The organism is Streptomyces actinomycinicus (assembly GCF_016741775.1).
GTDB classification, from domain to species: domain Bacteria; phylum Actinomycetota; class Actinomycetes; order Streptomycetales; family Streptomycetaceae; genus Streptomyces; species Streptomyces actinomycinicus.
In genome coordinates, this window is the sequence record NZ_JAERRK010000030.1 from 27,149 (window position 1) to 51,292 (window position 24,144).

23 protein-coding genes, 1 tRNA gene and 8 pseudogenes are annotated in these 24,144 nt (G+C 68.9%); 15 read left to right on the plus strand and 17 right to left on the minus strand.

Features of this window, described 5'->3' with window-relative positions:
- Positions 1-104 precede the first annotated feature (104 nt).
- Positions 105-593, plus strand: a complete 489-nt coding sequence (locus JK359_RS35820; protein WP_201843811.1) for a hypothetical protein — start codon at positions 105-107, stop codon at positions 591-593.
- Positions 594-739: 146 nt separating this feature from the next.
- Positions 740-1,866, plus strand: a pseudogene (locus tag JK359_RS35825) (IS701 family transposase); the annotation flags it as partial.
- 281 nt (positions 1,867-2,147) lie between these two features.
- Here JK359_RS35825 and JK359_RS35830 read toward each other — a convergent pair.
- The 4 genes and pseudogenes from JK359_RS35830 to JK359_RS39555 form a co-directional block, all read right to left on the minus strand.
- Positions 2,148-2,684, minus strand: coding sequence for an RICIN domain-containing protein (locus tag JK359_RS35830; protein WP_269139074.1), 537 nt, complete (start codon positions 2,682-2,684; stop codon positions 2,148-2,150).
- Positions 2,685-2,913: 229 nt separating this feature from the next.
- Positions 2,914-3,549: a DinB/UmuC family translesion DNA polymerase gene (locus JK359_RS40490; RefSeq protein ID WP_372445519.1), complete on the minus strand. Its 636-nt coding sequence runs from the start codon at positions 3,547-3,549 to the stop codon at positions 2,914-2,916.
- Positions 3,550-4,060: 511 nt separating this feature from the next.
- Positions 4,061-4,612: a hypothetical protein gene (locus JK359_RS35840; protein ID WP_201843813.1), complete on the minus strand. Its 552-nt coding sequence runs from the start codon at positions 4,610-4,612 to the stop codon at positions 4,061-4,063.
- Between the two features lie 896 nt (positions 4,613-5,508).
- A pseudogene (locus JK359_RS39555) lies at positions 5,509-5,736 on the minus strand (IS30 family transposase); the annotation flags it as partial.
- Between JK359_RS39555 and JK359_RS35845 the strand changes: the two are divergent.
- From JK359_RS35845 to JK359_RS35865, 4 genes are all read left to right on the plus strand, one after another.
- Positions 5,692-6,123: a protein kinase family protein gene (locus JK359_RS35845; protein ID WP_201843814.1), complete on the plus strand. Its 432-nt coding sequence runs from the start codon at positions 5,692-5,694 to the stop codon at positions 6,121-6,123. The pseudogene JK359_RS39555 and the gene JK359_RS35845 overlap by 45 nt on opposite strands.
- Before the next feature lie 88 nt (positions 6,124-6,211).
- A complete protein-coding gene (locus JK359_RS35850; protein WP_201843855.1) occupies positions 6,212-6,463 on the plus strand; it encodes a hypothetical protein in 252 nt (83 codons plus the stop codon).
- Between the two features lie 1,021 nt (positions 6,464-7,484).
- A complete protein-coding gene (locus JK359_RS35860) occupies positions 7,485-8,915 on the plus strand; it encodes a selenium-binding protein SBP56-related protein (RefSeq protein ID WP_201843816.1) in 1,431 nt (476 codons plus the stop codon).
- Positions 8,916-9,389: 474 nt separating this feature from the next.
- A complete protein-coding gene (locus JK359_RS35865; RefSeq protein ID WP_201843817.1) occupies positions 9,390-9,779 on the plus strand; it encodes a hypothetical protein in 390 nt (129 codons plus the stop codon).
- A gap of 25 nt (positions 9,780-9,804) precedes the next feature.
- On the opposite strand, the gene JK359_RS35870 is transcribed toward JK359_RS35865, so the two are convergent.
- A complete protein-coding gene (locus JK359_RS35870) occupies positions 9,805-10,287 on the minus strand; it encodes an ATP-binding protein (RefSeq protein ID WP_201843818.1) in 483 nt (160 codons plus the stop codon).
- A gap of 168 nt (positions 10,288-10,455) precedes the next feature.
- Between JK359_RS35870 and JK359_RS35875 the strand changes: the two genes are divergently transcribed.
- Positions 10,456-10,821: an STAS domain-containing protein gene (locus JK359_RS35875; RefSeq protein WP_201843819.1), complete on the plus strand. Its 366-nt coding sequence runs from the start codon at positions 10,456-10,458 to the stop codon at positions 10,819-10,821.
- A gap of 5 nt (positions 10,822-10,826) precedes the next feature.
- Here JK359_RS35875 and JK359_RS35880 read toward each other — a convergent pair whose 3' ends face one another.
- Together JK359_RS35880 and JK359_RS35885 are read right to left on the minus strand one after the other, a co-directional pair.
- Positions 10,827-11,171 carry an ANTAR domain-containing protein gene (locus tag JK359_RS35880; protein WP_201843820.1) on the minus strand — a complete coding sequence of 115 codons (345 nt, stop codon included), beginning with the start codon at positions 11,169-11,171 and terminating at the stop codon, positions 10,827-10,829.
- A gap of 492 nt (positions 11,172-11,663) precedes the next feature.
- Positions 11,664-11,737: transfer RNA gene (locus tag JK359_RS35885), tRNA-Met, on the minus strand.
- Between the two features lie 379 nt (positions 11,738-12,116).
- Here JK359_RS35885 and JK359_RS35890 point away from each other — a divergent pair.
- Positions 12,117-12,758, plus strand: coding sequence for a hypothetical protein (locus JK359_RS35890; RefSeq protein ID WP_201843821.1), 642 nt, complete (start codon positions 12,117-12,119; stop codon positions 12,756-12,758).
- 67 nt (positions 12,759-12,825) lie between these two features.
- On the opposite strand, the gene JK359_RS35895 is transcribed toward JK359_RS35890, so the two are convergent.
- Positions 12,826-13,518, minus strand: a complete 693-nt coding sequence (locus JK359_RS35895; RefSeq protein WP_201843822.1) for a hypothetical protein — start codon at positions 13,516-13,518, stop codon at positions 12,826-12,828.
- A gap of 209 nt (positions 13,519-13,727) precedes the next feature.
- Between JK359_RS35895 and JK359_RS35900 the strand changes: the two are divergent.
- A pseudogene (locus tag JK359_RS35900) lies at positions 13,728-13,994 on the plus strand (SAM-dependent methyltransferase); the annotation flags it as partial.
- Positions 13,995-14,165: 171 nt separating this feature from the next.
- Here JK359_RS35900 and JK359_RS35905 read toward each other — a convergent pair.
- Together JK359_RS35905 and JK359_RS35910 are read right to left on the minus strand one after the other, a co-directional pair.
- Positions 14,166-14,825, minus strand: coding sequence for a hypothetical protein (locus tag JK359_RS35905; protein ID WP_201843823.1), 660 nt, complete (start codon positions 14,823-14,825; stop codon positions 14,166-14,168).
- Between the two features lie 119 nt (positions 14,826-14,944).
- The gene (locus JK359_RS35910) at positions 14,945-15,355 is read right to left on the minus strand and encodes a hypothetical protein (protein ID WP_201843824.1); all 411 of its coding nucleotides are present in this window, start codon (positions 15,353-15,355) and stop codon (positions 14,945-14,947) included.
- Positions 15,356-15,988: 633 nt separating this feature from the next.
- On the opposite strand from JK359_RS35910, the gene JK359_RS35915 reads away from it, so the two are divergent.
- Positions 15,989-16,159, plus strand: coding sequence for a hypothetical protein (locus JK359_RS35915; RefSeq protein ID WP_201843825.1), 171 nt, complete (start codon positions 15,989-15,991; stop codon positions 16,157-16,159).
- Positions 16,160-17,252: 1,093 nt separating this feature from the next.
- Here JK359_RS35915 and JK359_RS35920 read toward each other — a convergent pair.
- From JK359_RS35920 to JK359_RS35935, 4 genes and pseudogenes are all read right to left on the minus strand, one after another.
- On the minus strand, positions 17,253-17,423 hold the full coding sequence (locus JK359_RS35920) for a DUF5670 family protein (RefSeq protein WP_031174186.1): 171 nt from the start codon (positions 17,421-17,423) through the stop codon (positions 17,253-17,255).
- A 716-nt stretch (positions 17,424-18,139) separates the two neighbouring features.
- Complete coding sequence (locus tag JK359_RS35925) at positions 18,140-18,562, minus strand: hypothetical protein (protein WP_201843826.1); 423 nt, start codon at positions 18,560-18,562, stop codon at positions 18,140-18,142.
- Between the two features lie 816 nt (positions 18,563-19,378).
- A pseudogene (locus JK359_RS35930) lies at positions 19,379-19,933 on the minus strand (IS5 family transposase); the annotation flags it as partial.
- Positions 19,934-20,413: 480 nt separating this feature from the next.
- Positions 20,414-20,662, minus strand: a complete 249-nt coding sequence (locus JK359_RS35935; RefSeq protein WP_201843827.1) for a hypothetical protein — start codon at positions 20,660-20,662, stop codon at positions 20,414-20,416.
- A 30-nt stretch (positions 20,663-20,692) separates the two neighbouring features.
- On the opposite strand from JK359_RS35935, the gene JK359_RS35940 reads away from it, so the two are divergent.
- The 3 genes from JK359_RS35940 to JK359_RS39575 all read left to right on the plus strand — a co-directional run bounded on the left by JK359_RS35940 (position 20,693) and on the right by JK359_RS39575 (position 21,771).
- On the plus strand, positions 20,693-20,992 hold the full coding sequence (locus JK359_RS35940) for a hypothetical protein (RefSeq protein ID WP_201843828.1): 300 nt from the start codon (positions 20,693-20,695) through the stop codon (positions 20,990-20,992).
- A gap of 411 nt (positions 20,993-21,403) precedes the next feature.
- Positions 21,404-21,583 carry a hypothetical protein gene (locus tag JK359_RS39570; protein ID WP_236678982.1) on the plus strand — a complete coding sequence of 60 codons (180 nt, stop codon included), beginning with the start codon at positions 21,404-21,406 and terminating at the stop codon, positions 21,581-21,583.
- The gene (locus tag JK359_RS39575; protein WP_372445522.1) at positions 21,538-21,771 is read left to right on the plus strand and encodes a VOC family protein; all 234 of its coding nucleotides are present in this window, start codon (positions 21,538-21,540) and stop codon (positions 21,769-21,771) included. The genes JK359_RS39570 and JK359_RS39575 overlap by 46 nt, the downstream gene beginning before the upstream one ends.
- Positions 21,772-21,887: 116 nt before the next feature.
- Here the strand turns inward: JK359_RS39575 and JK359_RS40550 are convergent.
- Positions 21,888-22,019 (minus strand): annotated as a pseudogene (locus JK359_RS40550) (IS701 family transposase); the annotation flags it as partial.
- A gap of 8 nt (positions 22,020-22,027) precedes the next feature.
- Positions 22,028-22,458 (minus strand): annotated as a pseudogene (locus tag JK359_RS35955) (ISAzo13-like element transposase-related protein); the annotation flags it as partial.
- A 91-nt stretch (positions 22,459-22,549) separates the two neighbouring features.
- Here JK359_RS35955 and JK359_RS35960 point away from each other — a divergent pair.
- Together JK359_RS35960 and JK359_RS35965 are read left to right on the plus strand one after the other, a co-directional pair.
- A pseudogene (locus tag JK359_RS35960) lies at positions 22,550-22,699 on the plus strand (IS5/IS1182 family transposase); the annotation flags it as partial.
- 220 nt (positions 22,700-22,919) lie between these two features.
- Positions 22,920-23,351 (plus strand): hypothetical protein, encoded by a 432-nt coding sequence (locus JK359_RS35965; protein ID WP_201843829.1) that lies wholly within the window; start codon positions 22,920-22,922, stop codon positions 23,349-23,351.
- Positions 23,352-23,366: 15 nt separating this feature from the next.
- Here JK359_RS35965 and JK359_RS35970 read toward each other — a convergent pair.
- Positions 23,367-23,976 (minus strand): annotated as a pseudogene (locus JK359_RS35970) (IS5 family transposase); the annotation flags it as partial.
- Positions 23,977-24,144 lie beyond the last annotated feature (168 nt).

Sequence of the window (24,144 nt, forward strand, 5' to 3'; positions counted from 1 at the left end):
GCCGGTTAGAGCTACCCGCGGACCATACCCGCAAATGAGTGGAACCGAGCATTGCTCGCAATTGGCAGCTATCGGGCAGAATGTGAGACCGTCAGGATGACAAAGTGACCGATGCGCAAACATTCGCTGGTGTACTGGCCCAGGTCATCCCCGTGGCCATCCTCGCCGTAGCGGTGGAGGCCAGGGCTGTACACAAGGCAGTCATCGACGCGGCGTCGCGGCCTCCAGCGCCCTCCGTAGATGCAACGATCCTGAGGAACCTGAAGAATCAAGTTCTGACCCTTGCGGGTCTCGTCTTCTTGGAAGTAGCCGCTCTGCTGGCCCTGGCGGGAGAAGCCGGGCCTGTGCTGAGTTGGTTTGCCGGGCCACCTGGGGCGGTCGCCACAGGGCTCCTGCTTGTTGTAGTCGGTGCCCTCTCCGTCGAGTCACTCGCCAAGATGTACGAGGACGTAGGACTGTTGGATGCGCCCCTGCGCACGAGGGCAAACAAGTTCGCAGGGTGGGTCCAATGGTCCCTTGTCGTGGTGGGAGTAGTTGCCGTGCTCGTCTGCTGGATGCCGTGGTGGGACCCGTTTGGTTCGTACGGCAAATGACGCTGCACTGCCACGGGCAGGGGCAGCGTCCCGGTGTTCTGCCCACCGTTGGACCTTGTCGGGGCCCACAGCCACTAGGAGGGTGCCAGGGGCTAGTACTCCAGCAGCGGTTCGCGTCTTGAGCTGGCAGTTGTCGTTGTCTTGGTATGGAGGGGATGACTGAAGTCGCGGTCTGGGCTGGTGAGTTGGAGTCGGTGTTCGCTCGGGTAGCGGGCAGGTTCGTCAGGGCGGATCTGCGGTGGCGGATGTGGGACTACGTCCGTGGTCTGCTGGGGCGGGCGACACGCAAGAACGGCTGGCAGCTCGCGGAATGGGCAGGTCACCGCACTCCGGATGGCTTCCAGCGGCTGCTGAACAGCAGCGTCTGGGACGCGGACGCCCTGCGTGACGACGTCCGCGATCATGTGGCGGAACGGCTGGGACCCGACGGGGTGCTGATCATCGACGACACCGGGTCATCAAGAAGGGCACCACCTCGGCCGGGGTCGGTCGACAATACACCGGCACCTCCGGGAAGATCGACAACCGCCAGATCGGGGTGTTCGCCGCCTACGCCACCGGCTCAGGCCGGGCTCTGGTCGACCGGGAGCTCTACCTGCCCAAGTCCTGGACCTCCGACCGAGAGCGGTGCCGGGCCGCGAAGATTCCTGACGAGCGGACGTTCGCAACGAAGGGCGAGCTGGGCCGGGACATTGTCCGCCGCTGCCTGGCCGCCGGCCTGCCCGCCGCGTGGGTCACCGCGGACGAGGCCTACGGACAGGACTGGCACTTCCGCCGGCTGCTCGAGCAGCTCGGCGTCGGCTACGTGGTGGCGGTGCCCAAGTCCCAGCAGATCAAATCCCTGGCCGGGATCTGGCGCATCGACCAGCTCATCGAGGATGCTCCTGCTGATGCCTGGCAGCGGCTGTCCTGCGGGGAAGGGGCGAAGGGCCCGCGAGTCTACGACTGGGCCGCGGCCAAACTCCCTGCCAACATCATCTTCGATCCCGACCCGCCGACCCATCACCGCTGGGTGATGGCCCGGCGCAGCCTGTCCGACCCCGGCGAGATCGCCTACTACCTGGCCGACGCACCCGGCGACGTCGAGATCACCGATCTGGCCCGCGTCGCTGGCAGCCGCTGGGCAATCGAAGAGTGCTTCCAGGCCGCGAAGAACGAGTGCGGCATGGACGAGTACGAGGTTCGCCGATACGTGGGCTGGTACCAGCACATCACCCTGGCCATGCTCGCCCACGCAGTCCTGACCGCACTTGCAGCCCAGGCCAGCAACGGCACAAAGGGGGCTGCAGAAACGCATCAGCCCTCATCCCGCTCACCGTGGCGGAGATCCGGCGACTCCTGGACGCTCTCCTGCCCCGTCCCCGAGCCATCCACGACCCCGCCGCCCACGCACTGGCATGGTCGGCCTGGAGAAGACACCGCCAGGCCATCGCCCGCCGCTGCCACTACAAAAGACGCAGATCAGGACACGAACCGCTGCTGGAGTACTAAGCTTCGGATACGCTGATGCTCGCAGGATTCCCGACTGGCCTACCACGGGAGAAGAGGTAAGACTTACCGCCCGACCATCCCCCAGGCCTGATTCTTCTGAATCCCGTCATTCGGCTGCCAGCCCGGCGCCCACTGCCTGGCGATAGCGCCGTTGGCTTTACTCCAGTCGGCAATCTCCAGGACCCTGCTACTGTTGGCGTTTACGTAAACTTTTCCAGTGTTGTACCATTCAGCGACCCATTTCTGATTATCGCCACCCGTGCAGGTCCACTGGCGCGCAATGGCACCGTCGGCCTGGCTCCAGTCCGCGATCTCAAGGCACTTGCCGCTGTTCTGATTCACGATCTGGATGGTGCCATCGATATTCACCTCCTCGTACCACACCTGATTCGCCTGGAAGTTGCCACACGTCCACTGGCGAACAGCAGCGCCGTTGTTCTGACTCCAGTCAGCGACCTCAAGACATTTGCCGCTGTTCATGTTGATGATGTTACCCACCCCAGAGGCAGAGGCCGGTGAAGACGCCAGGGCCGTCGCCGTGGCGGCGAAAGCCAACACGGAAATGGCTCGCCGACCGATTCGAGAGCTACCGGACTTCATACGATCCCCCTATAGACCCAGAAAGTCGGGTCGAACACAAGACGGCGCTAATCGTAACTGATCTTGAAGTGAAGGCCAACGCTTCGAGAGATGCTTCGGGCAGCAGAGAGGCGGCTTCGGCAGCGCCCCCGTCGAAGGTGGTCTAGGCCACGGCACAGACCGCCGATTGACGGACGCCCGACCGAGCGCCCCGGCCGTGTAGCGGGCGAGAAGGCTTGAGGAGGCTAAATCAGGGGCTAAAAACCGCCTGGGTGACGCGGGCTCCGGGCATGGACCCGTACTCCCCCACCCAGCGGCGGAACTTGTCCCGCGCGACCTCCTCGCGGCCCCACCATCCGTGCTGCACCGGTCCGAGGTGGGACTCGCGGGCGGCGTCGAGGCTGCTCTGTTGGGCTACTTGACGGGCGCCGATCAGGTCCTTGCTCCGGGGAACGATGCCTGTCAGGCGGGCGCGCTGCAGGCCGGCGGCGTCCATCAGCTGGTAGGCGATGATGCGCAGGCCCTCGTCATGGGCAGAGGATTCGGGCAGGCGGCGGGTCTTCTCCCAGCTGCTGCCGCCTGCGAACTTCAAGGTCACGGTCAGGGCTTGGGCGGCCTGGTCCCGGCGGCGCAGCAGGTGCCCGAGCTGGATGACCAGGTCCAGCAGCGCGGCGCGCACGGTGGCGCCGTCAAGGGTGTGCTGGGGGAAGCGGTGTCGTACGGAGGCGGAGGCGGGCAGCGCGCGGGAGACGACTGAGCGGGGGTCGATACCGCGGGCGCGGTCGGCGGCGAGGCGGCCGGACTTCTTGCCGAGCAGCCGCTGCACGGTGGCTGGTGAGACGGTGACGTGCAGGCCGACACTGTGGATGCCGTACTCGCGCAGCACGGCGGCTTGGCGGGGCCGATGCCGTGCAGGGCCTCGACCGGCAGCGGCCCGAGCCGTTCGGTGATCTGCTCAGAGGCCACGGCGAGGGCGCCTCCGGGACCGGGGACCTGACCTGAGGCGGTCGCGGCGACCGTGATCGTGGGGCCGATGCCGACCCGGACATCGCCTCCGAGACGGGAGATGGACCGCACGACCGCACCCGCAGCATCTCGCCCAGACGTGCCGCATCGGTGCCGTGGTAGCGCAGCGCCCCCTTAAGCTCCACCAGGGCACACGTCGGCGGCAGCGCCTGGACGGTCGGGGACAGCCCGGCCAGGAGCTCGAGCACCTGCCGGTAGGACTCTTGCGGCAGTCGGTCCGGGCAGCGCACATGCATCACCGTCGACTGCACGACCTGCATCTTTGCCTTGTCCACGCAGTCACCTCCCGCCCCCGACGGACTCGAGCACGCTAGCTGTGGCTTTCCGTGCCCGGACCGGCTTGCCGGAGTGCTGCCGGTACCGGTCGTGGTTCAGGTGCAGGCGCCTAGGTCTGCGATCTTCATCGCCCAGGCGTAGAACTCGGCGTGGGGGCCCAGGCCACTACGCAGGTGCGCGGTGGACTCGCTGCAGGCCGCCGCGTTCAGGAGGTCGGCGAGACCCAGGTGGAAATCGTCCTGGAAGAAGGCGTTGTACGCGCTCATCAACGGCCCCACCCTGTCCCTGATCCGACCGACGTCGATGGTGGTCAGTCCTGTCCGGCGCAAGCGGGCGAGGGCTGCCGCCTCGTCGCGGGGTGCTACAGGGACGAGAAAGGGCCCGAGCAGGTCGCCCCACACATCGGGTCGGCGGGGGCGGACCCGGATGACGTGAGCGCGGCAGAAGTCTTCCAGCCGCGCGCCTTGGTTGGCGGATATGAGGAGGGTCTGCCCCTGATGGGTGCGGATTTCCGGCGGCGTTGCCTGCGGGTCGGCGTCGCGGATCAGCGCGGGGCCGATGGTGCCGTCGCCGGGGACGCCGGCCCGGGTGAGGTGATGGGGCGGGAAATGAATGCTGTCCTCGCAGAACACCACGTCGAGATGCACGGGTTGATCCTCCCAGAGGTCACGGGTGGACCGACCGTCGCCGACTTGTCAGCCGTGGCACAGCCCGTACGTACGCCGGTCTCGGCAGGGGAAGTACCCAGCACGCAGACCGTCGGTCCGCGCCCGCACCCCGGCTTCGCCGCAATCCGGCCGCAGTTGCCGGCGGAGCTGCACAAGGCCGGTGCTGCGCCGACGTAGCACGGACAGCCCTCCACCCGCTGCATGCTCACCCGGCGACAGCGTCGACGCTGCGTCCGCGCGCGCCCGCCACGGCTCGTCCTCCCCCGCGGCCGACCGTCGTGGATCAGGGGTGCGAGATGCGGGGTCCCGACGTGCACGGTGGACAGTGGGTCTAGCGCGGGACGCCGACCGTCCACGACTACCTCGAGCCGCCGCAACACGACCGCATGGGGCACGAGCGCCTCAACGCTCATCCTGACGTAACCGCAGTGCACCTGGCGTGCCGGGCCGTCCTGCCCTGCCAGGTTGAGTTCCTGGTGAGTGGAGACCGCTTGGACGACGATCGGAGACACGCCGCCCAGGACCAGTTCCCTCCCCTTGCCGAGTCCCGACGTAACCAGCGCCTGCACTACTCCGGCGATCGCCGCGGTGAGCCCTGCGGCCACGGCCGCCCAGCCCAGGGCGGACAACTCCGGCACCCACAACACCAACGCGACGGCACCCGCGACCAGAGCGCACAGCAGGGCGAGACACACCGCATGTGGCCTTCCACGCCGGCCGGTTGGCCGTGAGCCTCTCTCAGGCAGCACCTGGCCACTGTGACACGGGACGGACCTTCCGCTCTACAACATGTGCCGTGCGAGCTCCTCGATGGAGGACGACCCGCAGGGCCCGTTCGGACGCGCTGCTACACGCTGACGCTGTCGGAGGCAGCCTGCCCGGTCAGCGGCCTCCGCCGGCCGCTCGCTGATCATCACCATCGGTGTCGCGAAGCGTGGTTGACGCCTGGCTGCGTGCCGTTGGGGTTTGCGGCGGGTTCGTCCCGTTCGCAGAGCCCGAACGAGTTCTCTGCGGAGTTCTCCGTGGCCTTGGACGTATAACGCCTGGTAGATCGTCTCGTGTGTCACGCGCATCTCCAGGTCGTCCGGGAAGTCACGCGGCAGCTGTGGCACATCGAAGAGGACGGCTGGAGCCTGCTGGGCTTCGAGTACGTGGAAGGCGGCCACGCCGACTACACGCCCGGCTCCCCCGACCTGCCCACCATGAGCCGCCTCGCCGACGTCCCCGCGCCCGGCTTCGAGCTGAAGACGATGCCGCACCGTCTGCGGACGTTCGTGGACGACCCGCAAGAGCTGTCCTGGTTCGCCGGGAACAGCCTGCTGCACACCGAGTGGAACCCACACAACGTCCTCATCACCGGCCACGGCGCCCTGCTCGTGGACTGGGGATGGGCCTCCCTCGGAGCCGCCTGGATCGACCGGCACTGTGGGCGCTCTGCGAGTACCCGGCCGCAGGCCTGTACGGCCGCCTCAACCGGGCCAGCGCCCTAACGCCGCACGGCTAGCAGTAGCTGTACGGCCAAAGGCGGACCCCCGACGGCCCCGCTCATCCACTCCCCCGTGGTGGAAGGGCACGGCCTTGCCGTTCCTCCCAAACACCCCAGCACCAACGCGGGCCAGCGCCACGCCTCTCCCTGGGGATGCGGCTCCCCACGGAGAGGCATGGGCGCACCAGAACATCGTCATCGCCAAGCAGGGCGGATGGGCCCCGCACCCCAAGGTGCTCGCCGGCTACCTCGAAGTGGTCGACCAGTGGAAGATGCACGCCCTGCTCGGCGTGCTGGAGACGGGGGCTGTCGCACGGAACGGGTCCTCCCAGACAGCCGACTGACCCGGTCATGGGGCACCGTCCTGACCGGTGGCCGCGTCCAACGCGTACTCCTTCTCGACGTGGCTGCCGATGTAGACGGTGCCCTCCACGACCGCCGGCGACGACTCGACCCCGCCGCCGGTGGTGTATGTCCAGGGCTGGTGCGAGGGCGCCGCCAGGGTGGGCCCGGCCGGTGTGTGTCGGAGGCCGCCGGTGACGACGGCGGCGTCGGCAAGCCGGTGGCTATCGGACCATGCATACTCTGCGCCACCCCATCCATCGTTACGGCCCCCGAAGCCGCAAAGCCTGCCCCTCTGCCGCACCACACGTAGAACGGCGCCTCATACCAACAACCACTCAGCGTAAGTGACACGTCCTGATCGCCCAGCCCGCTGTCTGACAAAGCCGCAGACCAGACCCACACAGCGAGCCTGCACCCCACCCGTGCCCCCGCCGAAACGCCCACATCCCCGACCACACCAGCACGCCAAACTGATCAACGCAGGCCAGCCCACCCACCCCTGATCAGAAAAACCGCCACCGGACACGACGCACCGCGGAAGCTCGGGGTGGAGTGGGGGTAGGCCTGGGACGTGACTGTCCGGCTGAGCCGCGTGCGCTTCCCGAACGCCGTCCGTACATTGCGTGAACGCATACGAGCAGGCCCTGACCGTAGCCCGACCTGACGCACCGGCCCTGCCGAGAGCCGAACCCCCTGCAGGGGCCAGGTCCGGGTTTCACGGGTGCCGGGGCCGAAACGGTGCGGCATCGCAGGGCGGGGAAAGGCCGCGAGGAGGGCACCGGCGGCCGCGTCGACACCAGAGAGTGCGCCGGCACCCGGATCATCGGCCCTGGTCGTCGGTGGCCGGCAGCGCTGGCCGCGGCCGGGCGCCGTGGCAGAGCCCCGGGGACGTGAAACGCTCGGAAACAGTGGCATATCCGTCCTTCACCGCACGTCGACGGCGGACGAGAGAGCCGGCCCGTCCGTGACGGGGGTTCACCCGCTCCCTGGCCCCTGTGTTCGCCGAGTGAGGAACACACAATGACGACGACCGAGCACCCGCACCACGACGACGGCCACCAGGATCCGACCCTGTACCGCACCCCGGCGGACGCCGTCGCCGCGCCTGGGGAGGAACTCGCCTACGTCGTCGGGTTCGACCCGGCCGGAGTGTGCCCGGACGTGTTGTTCACCGTCGGCACCGACCCCGGCTCCGCGGCGTACGGCCGGGTCATCGCCCGCGCCGAGGTGCCTGGCGTGGGCAACGAACTGCACCACTTTGGCTGGAACGCCTGCTCGAGCGCGCTGGCCCATGCCGGCCACCACCACGCCGCGCGCCGCTATCTCATCGTCCCCGGACTGCGTTCCTCCAGGCTGCACGTCTTCGACACCGCCCCCGATCCCGCCCGCCCCCGCCTGGTCAAGACGGTCGAGCCCGGCGAACTGGCCGCCAAAGCCGGGTACTCGCGCCCCCACACCCTGCACTGCGGCCCCGACGGCGTCTTCCTCTCCTGCCTGGGCGGCGCGGACGGCGCGGACGGCCCCGGCGGCGTGGCGCTGCTGGACCACGAGAGCTTCGACGTGCTGCGCGGCTGGGAAAGCGAGCGCGGGCCGCAGCACCTCGCCTACGACATCTGGTGGCACCTGGCCCAGAACATGGCCGTGACCAGCGAGTGGGGAACCCCTTCCATGATCGAGGACGGTCTCGTCCCCGACCTGCTGCTGGAGCGCCGCTACGGCCACTGCCTGCACTTCTGGGAACTCGACACCGGCCGGCACCTGCAGCAGGTCGACCTGGGCGACGCCCACCAGATGGTGCTGGAACTGCGTCCCGCGCACGACCCCGAGGCCACCTGGGGATTCACCAACACCGTCGTCGACGTCGAGGACCTGTCGGCCTCGGTGTGGCGTTGGCACCGCGACGGCGAGGACTTCCACGTCACCAAGGTGATCACCCTCCCCGCCGAGCCCGCCCCGACCGAGGACCTGCCCCCGGCACTCAAGCCGTTCGGCGCCGTGCCCCCGCTGATCACCGACATCGACCTCTCGGTGGACGACCAGTGGCTGTACGTGTCTGCGTGGGGCACCGGCGACCTCATCCAGTACGACGTCAGCGACCCGCGGCAACCCAGGCGGACCGCGGCCGTGCGGCTCGGCGGCATCACCGCCCGCCGGCCGCACCCCGCCGCGCCCGACGTGCCTCTGACAGGCGGGGCCCAGATGGTCGAGGTCAGCCGCGACGGGCAGCGCGTCTACCTGACCAACTCCCTGTACGCCGCCTGGGACGAGCAGTTCTACCCCGCGGGCATCGAGCCGTGGATGGTCAAGCTGGACGCCGACACCTCACGCGGCGGGCTGTCGGTGGACGGCCGCTTCTTCCCCCACGGCGAGGACTTCGCCGGCCGGCGCGTGCACCAGACACGCCTGCAGGGCGGCGACGCCTCCTCCGACTCCTACTGCTACCGCCGCTGACCCCAGGGCCGGTGACTACGTCCGGGTCGGCGCCGGTGCTAGTACGCCGCCCGCCGCTGACCAGGGAGAAACCATCCTGTGCGCCTTCGAAGCGGCCGGCACGCACCCCGCCGGCAATTCGGCCGGGCAGCTGCCTCCCGCCGCGTGCTGGTGGCCGCATCGCTGGTGGCTCTGGCCACGGTGGCAGGAGCCTGGGCGGCGCGGCGAGCACCAGGCCCTACCGTGCTCGTGCCGGCCGCCGCGTCCGGGATCATGCTGCTCATCGCCGTCCTCGACCTGCTGCCCGACGCGTGGGACGAGGCTGCCGAGGCCGGCCTGCCGCCGTGGGCGGTGCCGTCACCAGGTGGTCGATGTCCAAGCCGCGGGCGCCGTTGAGGTAGCGGTCGTCGTAGGGCGAGTACCACTCCCCGCCGCTCAGGGCGCAGCGCCTGGAGCCTGCCGGAGCCGGTCGATGCGCCGTCGTCCGAGCCGCTGGTGTTCGCCAACGACGAGAGCGAGCAAATCCATAAGAGACTGACGGGAGAGCTGGAAAACTTCGACAACATGGTCAAGGCGTACGGCACCGCTGATGTGTATCCGGTCTACCGTCATCAGTCCGCCTACTCGCACACCACGGGTGCGACCGCCGACGCGTTCCTGATCACGGACGAGGGCAGGCTGAAGCTCACCACGGAGCCCAAGGGCGGCGAAGCGGACATCACCGTGGAGCGGCTGTGGATCCCGGTGGCTCTGCTCCAGGCAGCAGCGGCGATCAGCCCACTGCTCGTGGGCAACCCGATGAAGTCCACGATCGACAGGGCAATGAGAGATCTTGGTCTGCCCGACATGCTCCTCCACCTTCGACGTGCCCGGCCTCTGTTGTAGGTACGGGGCTGCTCCCAGATGGCCGTTACGTCGGACTGCGGGCGGCGGCGGCGCTGCTGCTGGGTGTGTCGGACAGGGCGATGCGGGCCGTGATGCGTTTACCGACCGGCTCTTGCTCGACGAACATGACTTCGGTGACGGCCTTGACGATCTCCAGGCCGTGCTGGCCGATCCTGCCGGGATCGGCGGCCCGGGCCGCGGGCACGGTGGGGTCGCTGTCCCACACGACGATGTCCACGGCGTGGGCGTTGATGCGCAGTTCCATCAGGACGGGGCCGGGGGCGTACTTGAGGGCGTTGGTGACCAGCTCGCTGACCACCAGCCGGGTGAGGTCCCTGACGCGTGCGGCCACGGGCAGGTGATGGTCGGCGTGGGCCTGGTCGAGGAAGGCGACGGCGTGGTGGCGGGCGTCGGCTATGCAGCCGTCGTCTCCGTCCAGGGCGTAGCCGGCGCGCATCAGGTGCTCGCCCGGCCCCGTACAGCCGTCACCATCGGTATGGGATCCCACGTGTCGCCCTCATTCCCCCGTTCACGCGCGCCAGTACCCGCAACGTCATCATGCATGCCACACGGGTGTCGTTCGGCACATCCACCTGGGTGCATCCCGCCAGGGCAGTGGGGCAGAATCGTCCGCGCACGCCCTGCCCGGGCAAGCCTGAGCGCAGTCGAGGAGACGGTGACCGACAACCAGAAGGCCGACCGGCCCGACCGGCTCTCCGTCGAGCCCGAAGTGGTCGACGGCGTCCGCGTCGTAACCATGCAGGGTGAGATCGACCACGACGTCAAGGACGTCCTCAGCGCAGCCCTGCTGTCCGAGGACAGCACGGTGGCGCCGCGGATCGTGGTGGACCTCAGCGGTGTGACCTTCATGGACTCCAGCGGCATCAACGTCTTCGTCGCCGCCTACCAGCAGGTGAGTGAAGCGCAGGGCTGGCTGCGCATAGCCGGCGCCCAGGACTCCGTCCTGCGCGTTCTGCAGCTGGTCGGCGTCGACACCGTCATCCCTTGCCATCCCACCATCGAGCAGGCCCTGAACGCCTGACCGCGCTACTCGGGCTGGGCCCCGGCTTCTCCTCGAGGTGAGCGCCGCCGCACCGCCGCGTCCAGCTCCTGGCCCACCGGCTCCGGCAGCGGCTGCCCCAGCGCCCAGGCGATCAGGATTTTCGCGACCGCGTGCAGTTTGATGTTGGTGTGCTGGGAGACCTCGCGCAGCACCTCGAACCCTGCCGTCGGCGGGAGCCGGTGGGTCGCGACGAGGACGCCGATGGCCTGGTCGACCGTCGCATGGGAGTCGACCGCATGTCGCAGCTGGGCGTTCTCCTGCTCAAGACGGGCCACCGTGGCATCACGCGTTCCATCGGCCTGGGGCCGCTGTTCGCGGGAGGTCGTCATGACTGGTCTCCATGGAGGGGCGAGGTACCCAGTACGCCTGCCCGCACCGGCACGGCGAGACGCCCTCAGCGCGACGCGAAGATCACACGCAGTGCAGGGAGGGGCTCCTCACCGGCCACGGTCGGCGAAGAGCCCGAGAGGCTGTCACCCAACCCCTCCCCTGCCCAGTCGCCCTCACATCCCCGCTCACACTCGCTCCGTACAACCACATCCGCGCCGAATGGGGCCGACGCCAGGCGGCCTCGCGGGGTCATCGCTTCCAGGAGCCCTGGGGTGGCGTTCGGGCATGCGGCTGGGGTGGGCGAGTCGGCCGGTCACCGCCTGGGCGAACCAGTCGGCCCACCGGCTGATGAACTCGTCCAGGTCCCCGATAGCGGGATGAAGGGCCAAGCCACCTGGTGCATCATCATCCCCGGGCTGACGGCGGCGCGGGGTTCGCCATGGCGGGATATGCGTCAGGGGCCCGCCTGGTGCCGGGCCCCCTGACTTTCGTAGCGGGGACAGGATTTGAACCTGCGACCTCTGGGTTATGAGCCCAGCGAGCTACCGAGCTGCTCCACCCCGCGTCGGTGGTGCCACTCTACAGGGGCTTTCTGGGCCAGCGGAGCGTCAGCCGCGGACGATGTTCTCGGTCTGGGGACCTGGGCGTCTCAGCCTGCGTAGGCGCGCGGACCGGTCGCCCTGCCGCTCACGGCCTCGCCGCGGGCCTGCCGGAAGGCATCGGTCGGCCATCACGACCAACCCCTTTCGTCTGAGGGTGATCTCCGTGCCCGCCGTCAGTGGCGGTGTGACGGCGGGTGGTAGACGACGCACGTGAGCATCCAACCGCCGCCCGGCCCCCCGTCGGGCCCTCCTTCCGGCCCGCTGGGGCCGCCCACCGTGGCCTCGGCACCTGCTGGGTGCCCCTGGTGGCGCAGGTCCGACGTACTGGTCGGCGCGGCAGCGGTGGCGGTCGTCGCGGCGGTGCTGGTCACGCTGGTGCTGACGCGGCGCGGCGGGGAGGGCACACCGGCCGTCGATACGCCTACGAAGGCCCGGGAGGTAGCCAGGCGAGTGGCGCTGACGCCTGTGGACTGGGGACCCGATTACGTACGGAGCAGCAGCCAGTACGAGGGCGAGGACAAGTCGGTGCAGTTCGCCGACGATGACTGCCAGCTGGTGACCCAAGAAGGCGTCAACATGCTGGCCGACCTGGACCGCAACGTCGACAAGGCGAACAAGACCGTGTCTGCCACGTCCAAGGTCGTCGTCTACCGGGATGCCGGCTCCGCCCAGGCCGATGCCGCCCGGTACCGGTCGGACGCGAAGCACTGCGAAAAGGAGACGAAAGCCAACTCCAAGCTGCGCTGGGAGGGCATCCGGCAGATCGACATTTCCACGGTGAAGGGGTTCGACGGTGTCGTATCCGCCGAGGAAGGCCATACGGTGAGCGGCCCCACCGGAGAGAAACTGGACAGTTACTACACGAGTGTCATCGGCCGCAAAGGGCAGTTCCTGCTGCAGACGATCGTGCAGCGCGCTTCTTCCCCGGGGCAGAATCGCCAGGAAGCGCTGAACGCCCTCTCGCTCATGCTGAGCCGCCTGTGAACAGCGGACAGGGCCCGATCCACTGAGGATCGGGCCCCGGGACGCTCTTCCATCAGGCGCTCTTCCATCAGGTGCTCTGCGTGTCGAAAGCCGTGTCCGAGTCGTTCGCCGTGGCGGGCGCGTCGTCCGTCGTGCCGGCTCCGCCCGTCGGTGCCTGGACCGTGTCGATGAGCTGTTCGAGGTCGGCCTGGATGGCGTCCTTCGTGTCTGGTGAGCCGACCGCATAGATCATGAGCATGTGGCCGTCGACGGGGGCGTAGATCAGATGGCCGTAGAGGTTGCCGCCGACGAGGTCCACGTCGAGCTGGGTGCCCTCGTCCGTGGCGGTCTCGGTGGCGTTGGTGGCACTGGCTTGGGCCCCGGAAGACGAGGCTTCCTGGTTGATGAGTTCGAGCTGCCGCGTGAGCAGCTCCTGCGGATCGATGCCCGCACCGTCGTAGACGACGAAACCGACGGCGCCGTATTCGGTCTGCACTGCATACTCGCGGCCGTCCAGCGGGTCCGACTGGGCGGTAGCCTCCCCGGGCAGCGCGATCGAGATACCGCTCTCCTCATCGGTGGTCGGGGTCCACTGTGCGGCGGTGCCCGCGTCGCTGCCGGAGGCACCGACGGTGCCGGTATCGCCGCCGCTGGGGTCTATCACGGTGGCTGCGGCGGGCGGGCCCGACGGGGCGGCGAACGCGGCCGTGGGAAGCAGTGCGCCACCGGTGATCACGGTGGTCGAGGCGGCGAGCAGAGCCAGGCGCTGGAGACGAGTCATGGTGATGCACATCCTGAGAAGTAGAAGCCGGGGGTGTCGGCGAGTGCCTTGCATCCATTAGGGCTAGGTTCCTCAAGGGGGGTCATGCCGGGAGATCTCGGGACTTGACCACCGGCCGTGCCTCGCGCACACTGCGCCGTCCCTCGGGCATGCGGGACTGGCCCGCACGGCCGACCGCGTCTCGCTGGAAGCGCTGGGCCCGGCGGCAGCTACGGGTGCGGGCCTGGGACGGTTCACAGGCCGGGCCGCCGGGTGTCCCGGCGCTCGTCGTGCGCAACCGCGGGGCGCTGCGCCGCATGCTGTGCAAACCGGGCGAGCTGGGGCTCGCCCGCGCCTGGGTCTCCGGCGACCTGGGCATCAAGGGCGACTTGTGCACCGCGCTCGGCGCGATGGCGGGCCTCGTGTGGAAGCGCGGGGAGGATGCCCGCAGCCTCGTCCAGGCCGTGCGCGTCCCCGAGGTCCAGGCCGCCGCCCGCGACCGGCTTGAGCACCCCGAAGGGTCATCACGCAACCTGCGTCTTACAGCGGCCGGGCTCGCCGTCGGCGTCGTGGGCGGCATGGTCGCGGCCGAAGTCGTGGCCGAGATCGGCGACTTCTTCGAGGACGACGAGGACGACGAGGGCTGATCCCAGCGGGCGGCCGGTGCGTCAGGAGCTGACCGTCTTCAGGAAGTGGTCGGCATCCTCGCTGTCGGCCAGCCGCCCCAGGTTGAGCCACGAACCGTCCGTGAAGCGCAGGAAGAAGTGGCGTTGGCCCGGCTCCCGGTGGATCCGGGCCTCGCCGTGCGTGAACTCCGTGACGATGTCGAAGTCGTCGGCCTTGGTCGGCGACAGACGCCGCCCCGGCGAGGCGGCCAGGCAGATGCGGTCGCGGGTGAGCAGCAACAGGCGCCTGGGGTTGGGTGACTGCCCGTACCAGCGCAGCAACACCTGGCCGGCGGTGAGGCTCCAGTCGCCGTCGAAGACGTCGTCGGACGGCTCCAGGGGGCGGTGGCGGTCACCGTCGGCGCGCTGCGTCGTCGGCTCACGGTCGGCACGCCGGCCGATCAGGTCCTGACGTGCGCGCTTGGAGGTCAGCAGCTCGTCGAGCTTGTCAACCAGGAACCACGGGATGATGATCACCGCCGCCAGGACCAGGCCCATGTAGTACAGCCAGTGCCGGCCCGGCTTCAGCCGCCCCTTGCCCGCCGCCCGGTGAACCTCCTTGGGCGGCTGAGGGATGTCCTTGTGCAGGCCGCACCAGACAAGGGCCGACGGCTCCTCGTCCAGGATCTTGCGCGCCCGCCGGTGCACCTTCCGTTTCGCCATACCGAAGATCCTAGGAGCTGATCTTTCCGGGCCGGGTCCGGGCCGCCAGACGCGCGGCGGCTGCTCCGTCGGCGAACCTCTGCGAAATGCCCGGAACTTATCCGTCTCGCCGCCAGTTTCTACGGTGCTGTAGAGATCAACGGCCGACAGGCCGCCGTCGGGGCGGCCCGGGCCCTCGACCTGACCGAGGCTTCCTCGGTGCAGTTGTCGACCTCGATGAACAGCAGCGGCACCCCGGCTTCCGGGGCGGTCAGGACGACGTCGGCGCGGGCACTGCCGATCGCGGGGTTCTTCCAGGTGCCCTTCACCGGGAGCGCAACCTCGGTGGCGTAGGAGGCGAGGGTGCCGATCCCGTCGGGTGCGTCGACGGCGGCCCGCGCGGCCGCGACCGCTTCGGCCGGCTCCCCCGCGACCAGGTCCAGGTTCGGCTTCGGACGGATCAGCGCGATGACCGTCTCGTTCACCGTCATCGGGTGCGGGCGCCGGAGCGACCCGCGCTCTCCGCTGGTCAGCGGCTCGCGCGACGCCACGCGCGCGAGTGCGCGCCGCCGCCCGCAGCGCCCCTGGGCTGGTCGGCGGCGGGCCCAGCGGAGCCGCAGCCGGCCGAGCGCCCGCGGGATGGCCGGACGGAGCCGGGATGGGCTGAGCTCTGGGCTCGGCTGGCCCGTGCTGAACCACGTCCTCTTCCTCCGACTCACGCGGAGAAAGAGGTGTCGGGAAGGGTGGAGGGCTTGCCCATGGAGGGTGGGCTGGGCGAACGCGGGAAGTGCGCGGAGGGTGCTGCAACTCTCGGTGCAACGGTGCAGCCTACTGTCCAGGCAACGGTGGAGCCCACTAAGGAAGCAACTACCTCGGCGGGCCGGTCGGCCCCGGCCGACGGCGCAGCCCACCGGTCGCCGAGGACCCGTACGCCGCGCCCCTCGACGCTGGCATCGACGCGCGGCCAGGTGGCCGGCTGCTCCTTTGCTCGAACAGTGAGTCCCTGGCACCGTGCGGATGGGCCGATCTGATCGGGCCTGCAGCCGAGCATGATCGCTGCCGATGCAGGGTCAGTCGAGGGATCGATGCATCTGACGGAGCCGTTCCAACATCCGAATCTACGTCGGGTGAACCAGAGAGCCCCGTCACCGCAGCCGTGTGGTCGGGTAGCCAGACACAGGCATATGGAAGATCAACAGCTCTCGTGGCTCGACGCACTCCGCTTCGCCCGACGCGTCGTCGCCGAGCACACCGTCCGCCAGCTCGCTGCTATCGACCAGTGGATCGCCGACGAGGAACGCCGCGAGACTGAGCGGCGGCAGGGTGAGGAGCGTCGTCGGCCGGCGCCGGAGTAGCTGATCCAGTACGGCCTCAACAGAGCCAACGTGGATGCGATTTCGCGTTCCACACCCTGGAGGAGGACACCCCGTACGTCGTGAAGACGGACATCAAGTAGACCTCGGTGCTGCCACGGGGGCAGCGCTGTCCGAGTGCCGTGACCCGCTGCCGAGAACGCCGCCGGCGCGTAGACAGGCTCATGGGTGCGGCAGGCGCGTCATCTAACGCTTCGGGCGGGTGGGGGATACCCCTACGCCTGCCGCACCTCAGGCGCTCTTCGGCTTCCGCCTGTCGCCTGACCAAGAAAAGGGCACGCGCGCCTCGCGTGCCGTGCGCAGCGCGCGGGGTGCGCGGCAGGCGCGTTCCGGGTGAAGCCAGTGCTGTTCAAGACGCTGGTCCACACGTCTCGGTCGAACCACTTGGTGATGTCGGGCTGGCATCTGTGTGAGGGTGCGCATGCAGGCCTCCCAGTCGTGGCCGGCGGGGGCCGCGGCTGCCGTGGCATCCCTCGCAGCCGTCCTCTCCGTGGATGCGGCTAGCCATCCATGCGTGACGGCAACGTTGATGATGACGGCGTACAGGTCCTCGCCGGCTTGGGCCAGGGCGTCCGGCATGCCCGCCAGGATCATGGCCAGGTCGAAAAGCTCTGAGTGCCAGCCCTCTCACGCTGAAATGCACGACAGGGAAGCTGAGTCGCTCGGTACGGTCGCGGACCCCGGCAGATGAGGAAGGCGGTGCGGCGGCTGCTGACCAAGCCGCCGTGTCCGGGCCCGCAGCCGTGCCCTGGCTGCGGGCCGCCGGCATTACCGCGCTTGAGATGGAGGGCGTGTTGTCTGTGGAGCGGTTGCCGGGACCGAACTGGGTGGCCTGACCACCCCGAACCGGATGCACGCCCGATACGCACCTGCCCCGCAGACAGGAGGAGCAGGGTTCCACTGCTGCGTCTGCGGGACAGGTGCAAGGCTCACCTACCCTGCGGTGCGTCCGATAAGCCCGATCCCTCCCAACCGCCGCAAGGAAGCTTCCATTTCACGCGAGTGGGCCCGGCCGTGTCGGCCGGGCCCACTCATTGCTCGCGCGTGGCGCCTCCTCGCGCCGGGTGTCTTTCGTCTACCAGCGGTACCAGCGACCCTTGCGCCCTGCGCTGTCCGCGGAGCGGACGACGAAGCCGAGCAGCCACACGATGAGCACGATCACCGCGATCCACCACAGTGCCTTCAGTGCGAAGCCCGCACCGAAGAGGATCAGAGCCAGCAGAAGAACCAGAAGCAGGGGAACCATCGTTATCAACCTCCTGGCCACCGCATGCCCTTACTTCAGCCATACAAGCACACAGAACATGAGTTACTTCCATGAAATGAGGGGCATAGGCGCGCCGCACGTCATGGACGGTTCCCCCCTGTCTCGCACCTCACGCACCGCAGACACGCAGCATGTATCACTCAAAGCTATGCCCTGGCCTTGGGTTGGTCGGGACCATTGCGGGGGCGCGCGTACAGCCGATACCCAAGACCGGCCACCGGCGACCGGTGACCGGTGACCAAGGGGACTCAGCCGCACGACCGCCACCGAAAAGGCCAAGCTCAGGGTCGAACAGCGCCACCGCCCGACCAGGAGCTGAACAGGCGCCAGGCAAGACCGTGAGCGACGCGCATGGGGCCAGCACGGCGCTGTGAATCAATCACGCTCGCGGAAGTGAGTGACGCCACCGCTCCCTGCGGGCGAGCAGTCGCCCCAAGCAGTGGCGGGCCGTGGGTGGTTCGTTTCTCCGGTGAACCTCCACCCGCCATCCCAGTGATGCCGCTGACGGTACGCCCGCACCGGCGCGTTAGAGCCGCTACCTGCCTTGGTCAGCTTCGTTGCCGATCGAGAGAGATGAGCGCTTGCATCCGTCCCACTCGAAGCTTGCCCTGGTCACCGCGGCGGTCACCGCGTCGCTCGCCCCCGTCAGCTCCGCTCCCGCGGCTGCGGCCGCAGCGCCCGCCCCCCCCACCAGGTCACGGCTCGGTCAGAAAAGGGCCGGCCCGGGCGGCGAGGGCCCGGAGTTCCGGTGTGGTGCGGCCGGACAGCAGCAACCTGGAGATGAGAGACCTCACCGCAGGGCGGGAGTGCGTCTCCTGAGGCGCCTGGTGCTCGGCGGCCAAAAGCGCACGCACACAGTCGTCCCTGCGTCCGCGTTGCGCCAGCGCGGCCGCCACGTCGGTGTAGTACCGCGCCCGGCGTTCCAGGCTGGGCAGACTCCGCGGCGGCAGGGCACGGGCGGCAGCCAAAGTCGCGCAGAAGTCGCCGGTGGAGAACTCGGCAGAGATGCGATGGAGCTGGACAGTGGCCGGGCTGAAGCCGCCACCGTGATCGCGCAGGACGGTCGTGCCACCGAGCTTCGCGGCGATGGCGGCGGCCTCCCCCGTCAGCTCCCGCATCCCTGCCCTGTCGCCGCCTCTTGCGGCCCCGTACGCGGCGGACTGAGGGGGCGCCGTCGCCGACTGCGGGTCCGTCGTGGCGGAAGCTGGGGGCTCCCACCCCGCACACCATCAACCCAGCAGAGCCGAGCAGACGCGGCCCATGGCGTCCAGGTCTTTCGTACAGTGGCGCGCTCCACCTGGACGCCATGAACCACGCCTGCTCCACGGTGTGTGGGTCGACGGCGTACGGGATGGGAGCTGAGGTGAGTGGCCGATGAAGATAGTGGTGAAGCTGCAGCTCGAAGGACAGAGCAGCAGTGGTCGCTTAGCGTGCCGAGGGCACCGATCTTGCCGCTCATGCTACGGGCCTCGGCAGGGACGCTGTCCGAACCCTCCGTCTGTGCTTCGTCGTACTGCGCTCGACGGGTGCTCATCACAGTGGGGGCCCCGCTCTAGCAGAGCCCTGCTCTGACACTGCGCGCGAGAAGAAAGCCCAGGAGATAGCGTGATAGTAGGATCTCGGAGGTTTGTGGCCACAGACACCTTACTGACTTTCAAAGCGTGATGTCGTCATGGTGAGCGAGCACGAGGCTGGTGCCGGTGTTCTCCGTCCAACCGGCTTGCAGTCACGTCAGGCCGCTCGTTCGAGCGATTGACACGACCCGCCCGTCGCCGACGAGCAGGACTGGCACCATACCGCCGTCGTACGTCACTTCGAGTCGAAGACGGGCCGTTGGAACGGCGGGTCAATGAGCGGCGGCTCTCGGTGGTGCAGTGGGTGGGGGCCGGGTGCCCTGCCGGAGTATGGGAGACGAGTTCCTATAACAACGGCCACTACAATGAGCTGAGTTGTCGGTGCGTGATCAGGCAGCAGGCGAGTTTGAGGAACGCTTCGTGCATGTCGGTCCTGCGTTCCCAGCGGATGCGGAGGCGGCGGAAGCCGTGGAGCCAGGCGAAGGTCCGCTCGATCACCCAGCGGTAGGTGCCCGGGCCGGTGCCGTGCCGGGTCCCGCGGCGGGCGATCGCCGGGACGATGCCTCGGGCGCGGACCTGGTCGCAGTAGCTGTCGTGGGCGTAGCCGCGGTCGGCGAAGAGTGAGTCGGTCTGCGGCGGGGCCGGCCGACGCGGCCGCGGACCGGTGGGACCGCGCCGAACAGGGCCAGCAGCTGGGTGACGTCGTTGCGATTGCCGTCGGCCAGCAGGACCGCGAGCGGGGTGCCGTGCCCATCGGTGATCAGGTGGTGCTCGGAGCCAGCCCGGCCCCGGCCGACCGGCGAGGGGCCTGTGAGCTGCCCCCTTTTAGGCCCTCACGTGGGAGGAGTCGACTGCACAGCGGGACCGGTCCAGCCGCGAGGCGGCGTTGGGCTCGGCGAGCAGGACCTCGTGCAGCCGGTCCAGGCCGGTGGCATTGTGGACGCGGTGCTCGCGCTCCGCCCGGCGAGCCGGGGCGCGGCGGTGGCTGGTGCTGGGAAGCTGGTAGTCGCGGACCAGGATGCTGTTCCGGTCCTGGATGCGCGTGGCCTGCTCGGCGGTGATGTACGCGTCGGTGACTTCCTCGAAGAGCACCAGCTGACGCCTCGTGCGTGCCCCGGCGAGCGAGACGCGTGCAAGCTGGACGTATTCGGCGCCCTGGAGGTACTGCAGTCCCGGGTGCCGTGGCGTGCTCGGCGTGCGGCGTCGACGTCGGGCACCGCCCACCTAGACCTGTAGGTGGGCTCGGCGAGCGGTGCCCTTTGCGCTCGCCGGCGACGCCCGGGGTGCCCCGGGCCGCGTCCTTCGCGCGGGTGCCGGGGCTCTGGCGCCGGGGGGCGGTCAGTTCAGGAGGGCGATGCGGATGTGAGGACGCCGAAAGGGCCCGATCGGCGCTGGTCAGCCGGCGACCCCCTCTGACTCCAGCTGCTTCACGGCGGCCAGGATGCAGTCGCGGGGCATCATGACCACTGACTCGTCCTCGCCGATCGAGGCGCCCACCTCGTTCATCCGCTCCACCTCCTGTGCGGTCAGGAAGTGGCGCTTGCCGATGACGAGGAAGTCACCGTTCTCCATTTCCAGGACGTCAGGGCAGTTGTTCGCTCCGACGGACCCGCGCTCGGCGGGCGTCGATCCGATGCGGCGCATGAGACTCCTTGCGGTGACGCGATCGATGTTATGGACACCAATACGGACTGGACGTATGGGGTGTTCGAGCCCCACGGGTCCGAGGGCTGGCGCCCGTACGGCAGCGACCCCGGACGGTGGCAGGGCGCGATCACCGTTCCCGACACGGCCGAGGGCGCCAAGCACGCCATCGGCCTGATCGTCAGCGACCTCATGACCGAGTGGGAGCGGGCCAGCCTGAGCCGAGCAATGCACGCGCGGGTCTTCCTCTGGCACGACGAGGCGGGCGAGCTGAAGGATGCCGACTTCGTCGTGGAGGTCCGGCCTCGGTCCGGCTTCGACGCAGCGTGACCACTCCGGGCCCGCTACGCGTCAGCAACCCGCGGCGTGGAGAGGGCTGAAGTCGTCGTCCCAGTCGGTGGTCCGCGAGGTGCGAAGACGATTGGGGAGACGGGGAACTCAACTACGGTCTGGGCGGCGCTGCCTCCCCGGCGTTGCCCAACTGCACGAGGTCCCCGGCCCGCTGCCTAGTACTCAAGCTGTAGATCGTGATCTTCATGCCTGATGTGACTCAACGCTTCTGTTGGCGGATGAACGGCTGAGTCGGCGGGCTGCGCCTTCCGATTGGCAGGGCCTGCAGGCGCCCTGCAGGTAGGCACTTGCAGGGCCACATCGACGCTTGACCTCAACCAAACTTGAGCTTTTAGGTTCCTCCCAGAGCCGCAGGAACCAACCAGCGGTGCCTTTTCAAGGTGGTTCGCCGTGACCGAGCGCACAGCCCGCATCGAGATCCCCGACCGCTACCGCTATGCCGTGATCCCGCACATCATGGTGCACGACGCCGCCGCGGCGATCGATTTCTACAGCGGGCGTTCGGTGCCCGTGAGGACTTCAGGATCGACGCTCCGGGCGGCGGCATTCTGCACGCCGAGATCACCATAGGACGGTCGACCCTGATGTTGGGCGACGCCAGCGTGGACGAGGCGGAAGCCGCCTCCTTCGCCGCGCCGACCTCGCTCGGCGGAGGCACGTCCGTCACGCTGCATGTCTTCGTGCCGGACGTCGACAGCCTGGCGGAGCGAGCAGAAGCAGCCGGTGCCGAGATTCTCCAGCCGCCGAAGGACACGTAATCGGTCCTGGTGACGACGTCGTCAGTGAGACCATTTGAGCCGGTGATCCGCGTCGTGGACGGGCTGGACGACGAGCGTGAAGAACAGGCGCTGGATCTCGTTGCAGGTGAGTGGGCTCAGCTCACCTGGCCCGGGGTGGTGGGCGTGTTGTCGGCGCGGACGACGGCGAGGAAAGCGTGGGCGAGCATGGCGAGGGTGACCCAGCGGGTCCAGGAGGGGTAGCGGCGGACCTGGTGCTCATCGAGTCCGGCTGGCCCTCCCACAGCAGGCCAGCGACCGTGTCAGCCGGAGACCCGGTGGCCCTGCCGGGTCAGCTCTGCTGCCAGCTTCCGCGTCGACTTCGTCGTCCAGCGAAGCGGCGACATGGGGTCGCCCCGTTCGTCGGCTCGCCCAACGCCAGCAGCGCCGGCGGCAGCCCTTCGTCCAGCTCAGGCGCCATCTTCCGACCTTCGCCCGGGACGGCGGACCCGCCCCAACAGGGCCTGGCCACAGTCCAGTTCAGCAACTCCGCGCGAGACAATGCCCTCCCGGACCCCGGCCTCAGCGGCGACGGGCCTGTTCCCGCCATGCCCCCAACGACCGAGCCTCCGCCCCTATGGCCAGCCGACGCTGACGCTCGCCCAGATGCGGGAACAGCGCCTGGAACTTCGCGGCCAGGACCGCCTCGATCCCCTCCAGTCTCCCCATACCACGACAACGATCCCCGGAGCCCGAACCCACGACTTGTTTCCCGGCAAGCCCGTACAACGGCTAACACAATGAGGTGGATCGGCGCTGGTTGGCGTGTCTGTGGCAGGAGTTGAGCGTTCGGCTCGATGTGGGGACGTCGCCGTGGATCGTCTCGGATGCGCTGTGGGACCGCCTGGAGCCGCTGCTGCCGCAGCGTGAGCGCTGTTTCCGGTGTCCGGGCCGCACGCCGTTGCCGGACGCAGCCCGTTCGCGATCCTCCTGACCGGCGGCAACCGCACCGGACGTCACCCAACTGCTGCCCCTGCTCGACGCGATCCGCCGGCGTACTTGGCCTTCCCGTGGGTCTCCAGAGGGGTCTTGGACAGGTCCTACGACGTACAGATCACGTCTGGTCCGATCCCAAAGTCCCACCACACGTGAGACAGTTCAGGCCGGAGACGGCGAGGAGGATGCGAAGGATGTCCACGTGGAACGGATTCGGCACCACATATCGGGGCTTCAGCTACCCGAATCGTGACGGCAGCCACCACGCCACCGAGTGGGCCGTGCTGCTTTTTCTGCCGGTGATCCCCTTGCGTCGGCATCGCCTGACCGTCGGCGACTCGTCCTACACACAGTACGGGAACGGCAGTACCTCGGTCACCCACTACGCGGTGCACGAGGAGACGCCACTCGTCGGTGGGGAGATCCTGCGCACATATCTGACCTGGTGGGTCATCGGCCCGCTGATCGTTTTCGGGCCCCCCGCACTGGTGCTGTCGCTCGTCGGCGACGGCATCGGATTCATGACCTATTTCCTCCTCCTGGCCAGCTGCGTCGCCTGGTGCATCTGGGTGGGCGCGGCTATGGAGAAGCGCAACCGCAGGGAGCGCGCGCTGCCTCCAGCGTAGCCACTCCCGTCTCCTTTACGACGGCTGACGCAGTGAGCTGAGTTGTCGGTGTGTGCTCAGGCAACAGGCGGGTTTGAGGAACGCTTCGTGGATGTCGGCTCTGCGTTCCCATCGGATCCGCAGGCGTCGGAAGCCGTGCAGCCACGCGAGGCTTCTCTCGATCACCCAGCGGTAGGTGCCCAGGCGGTGCCGTGCCGTGTTCCACGGCGGGCGATGGCTGGCACGGGGCCACGTTCTCGGACGTGATCGCGGTAGATGTCGTGGTCGTAGCCGCGGTCGGCGAAAAGGGAGTCGTGTTCGCGGCGCGGTCGCCCTACCCGGCCGCGGACCGGCGGGATCGCATCGAGCAAGGGCAGGAGCTGGGTGACGTCATCGCGGTTGCCGCCGGTCAGCAGAACGGCGGGCGGGGTGCCGTGTCCGTCGGTGATGAGGTGGCGTTTCGAGCCGGCCCGGCGCCGGTCAACCGGCGAAGGGCCCGTGTGGATCCCCCTTTCAGCGCTCGGACGTGGGAAGGGCCGACCACGCAGCGGGACCCGTCCAGCCGGGAGGCTGCGTTCAGTTCGGCCAGCAGGACCTCGTGGAGCCGTTGCCACACGCCGGCCTCGTTCCAGTCCCTCCGGCGTCGCCGCGCGGATGCGGCCTTCGCGAAGGAGGCAGACCTCCAGGAGCCGGGTGGTCTGCGCGAAGGTGCGGCGGGCCCGACGGCCGCAGGCGCCGAGCCCCGAGCCGCCCAGCGGTCTCACCGTCGAGCCGGACGGCCACGGCCTCGGGTGCTCGCGCGGCGTCACCACCG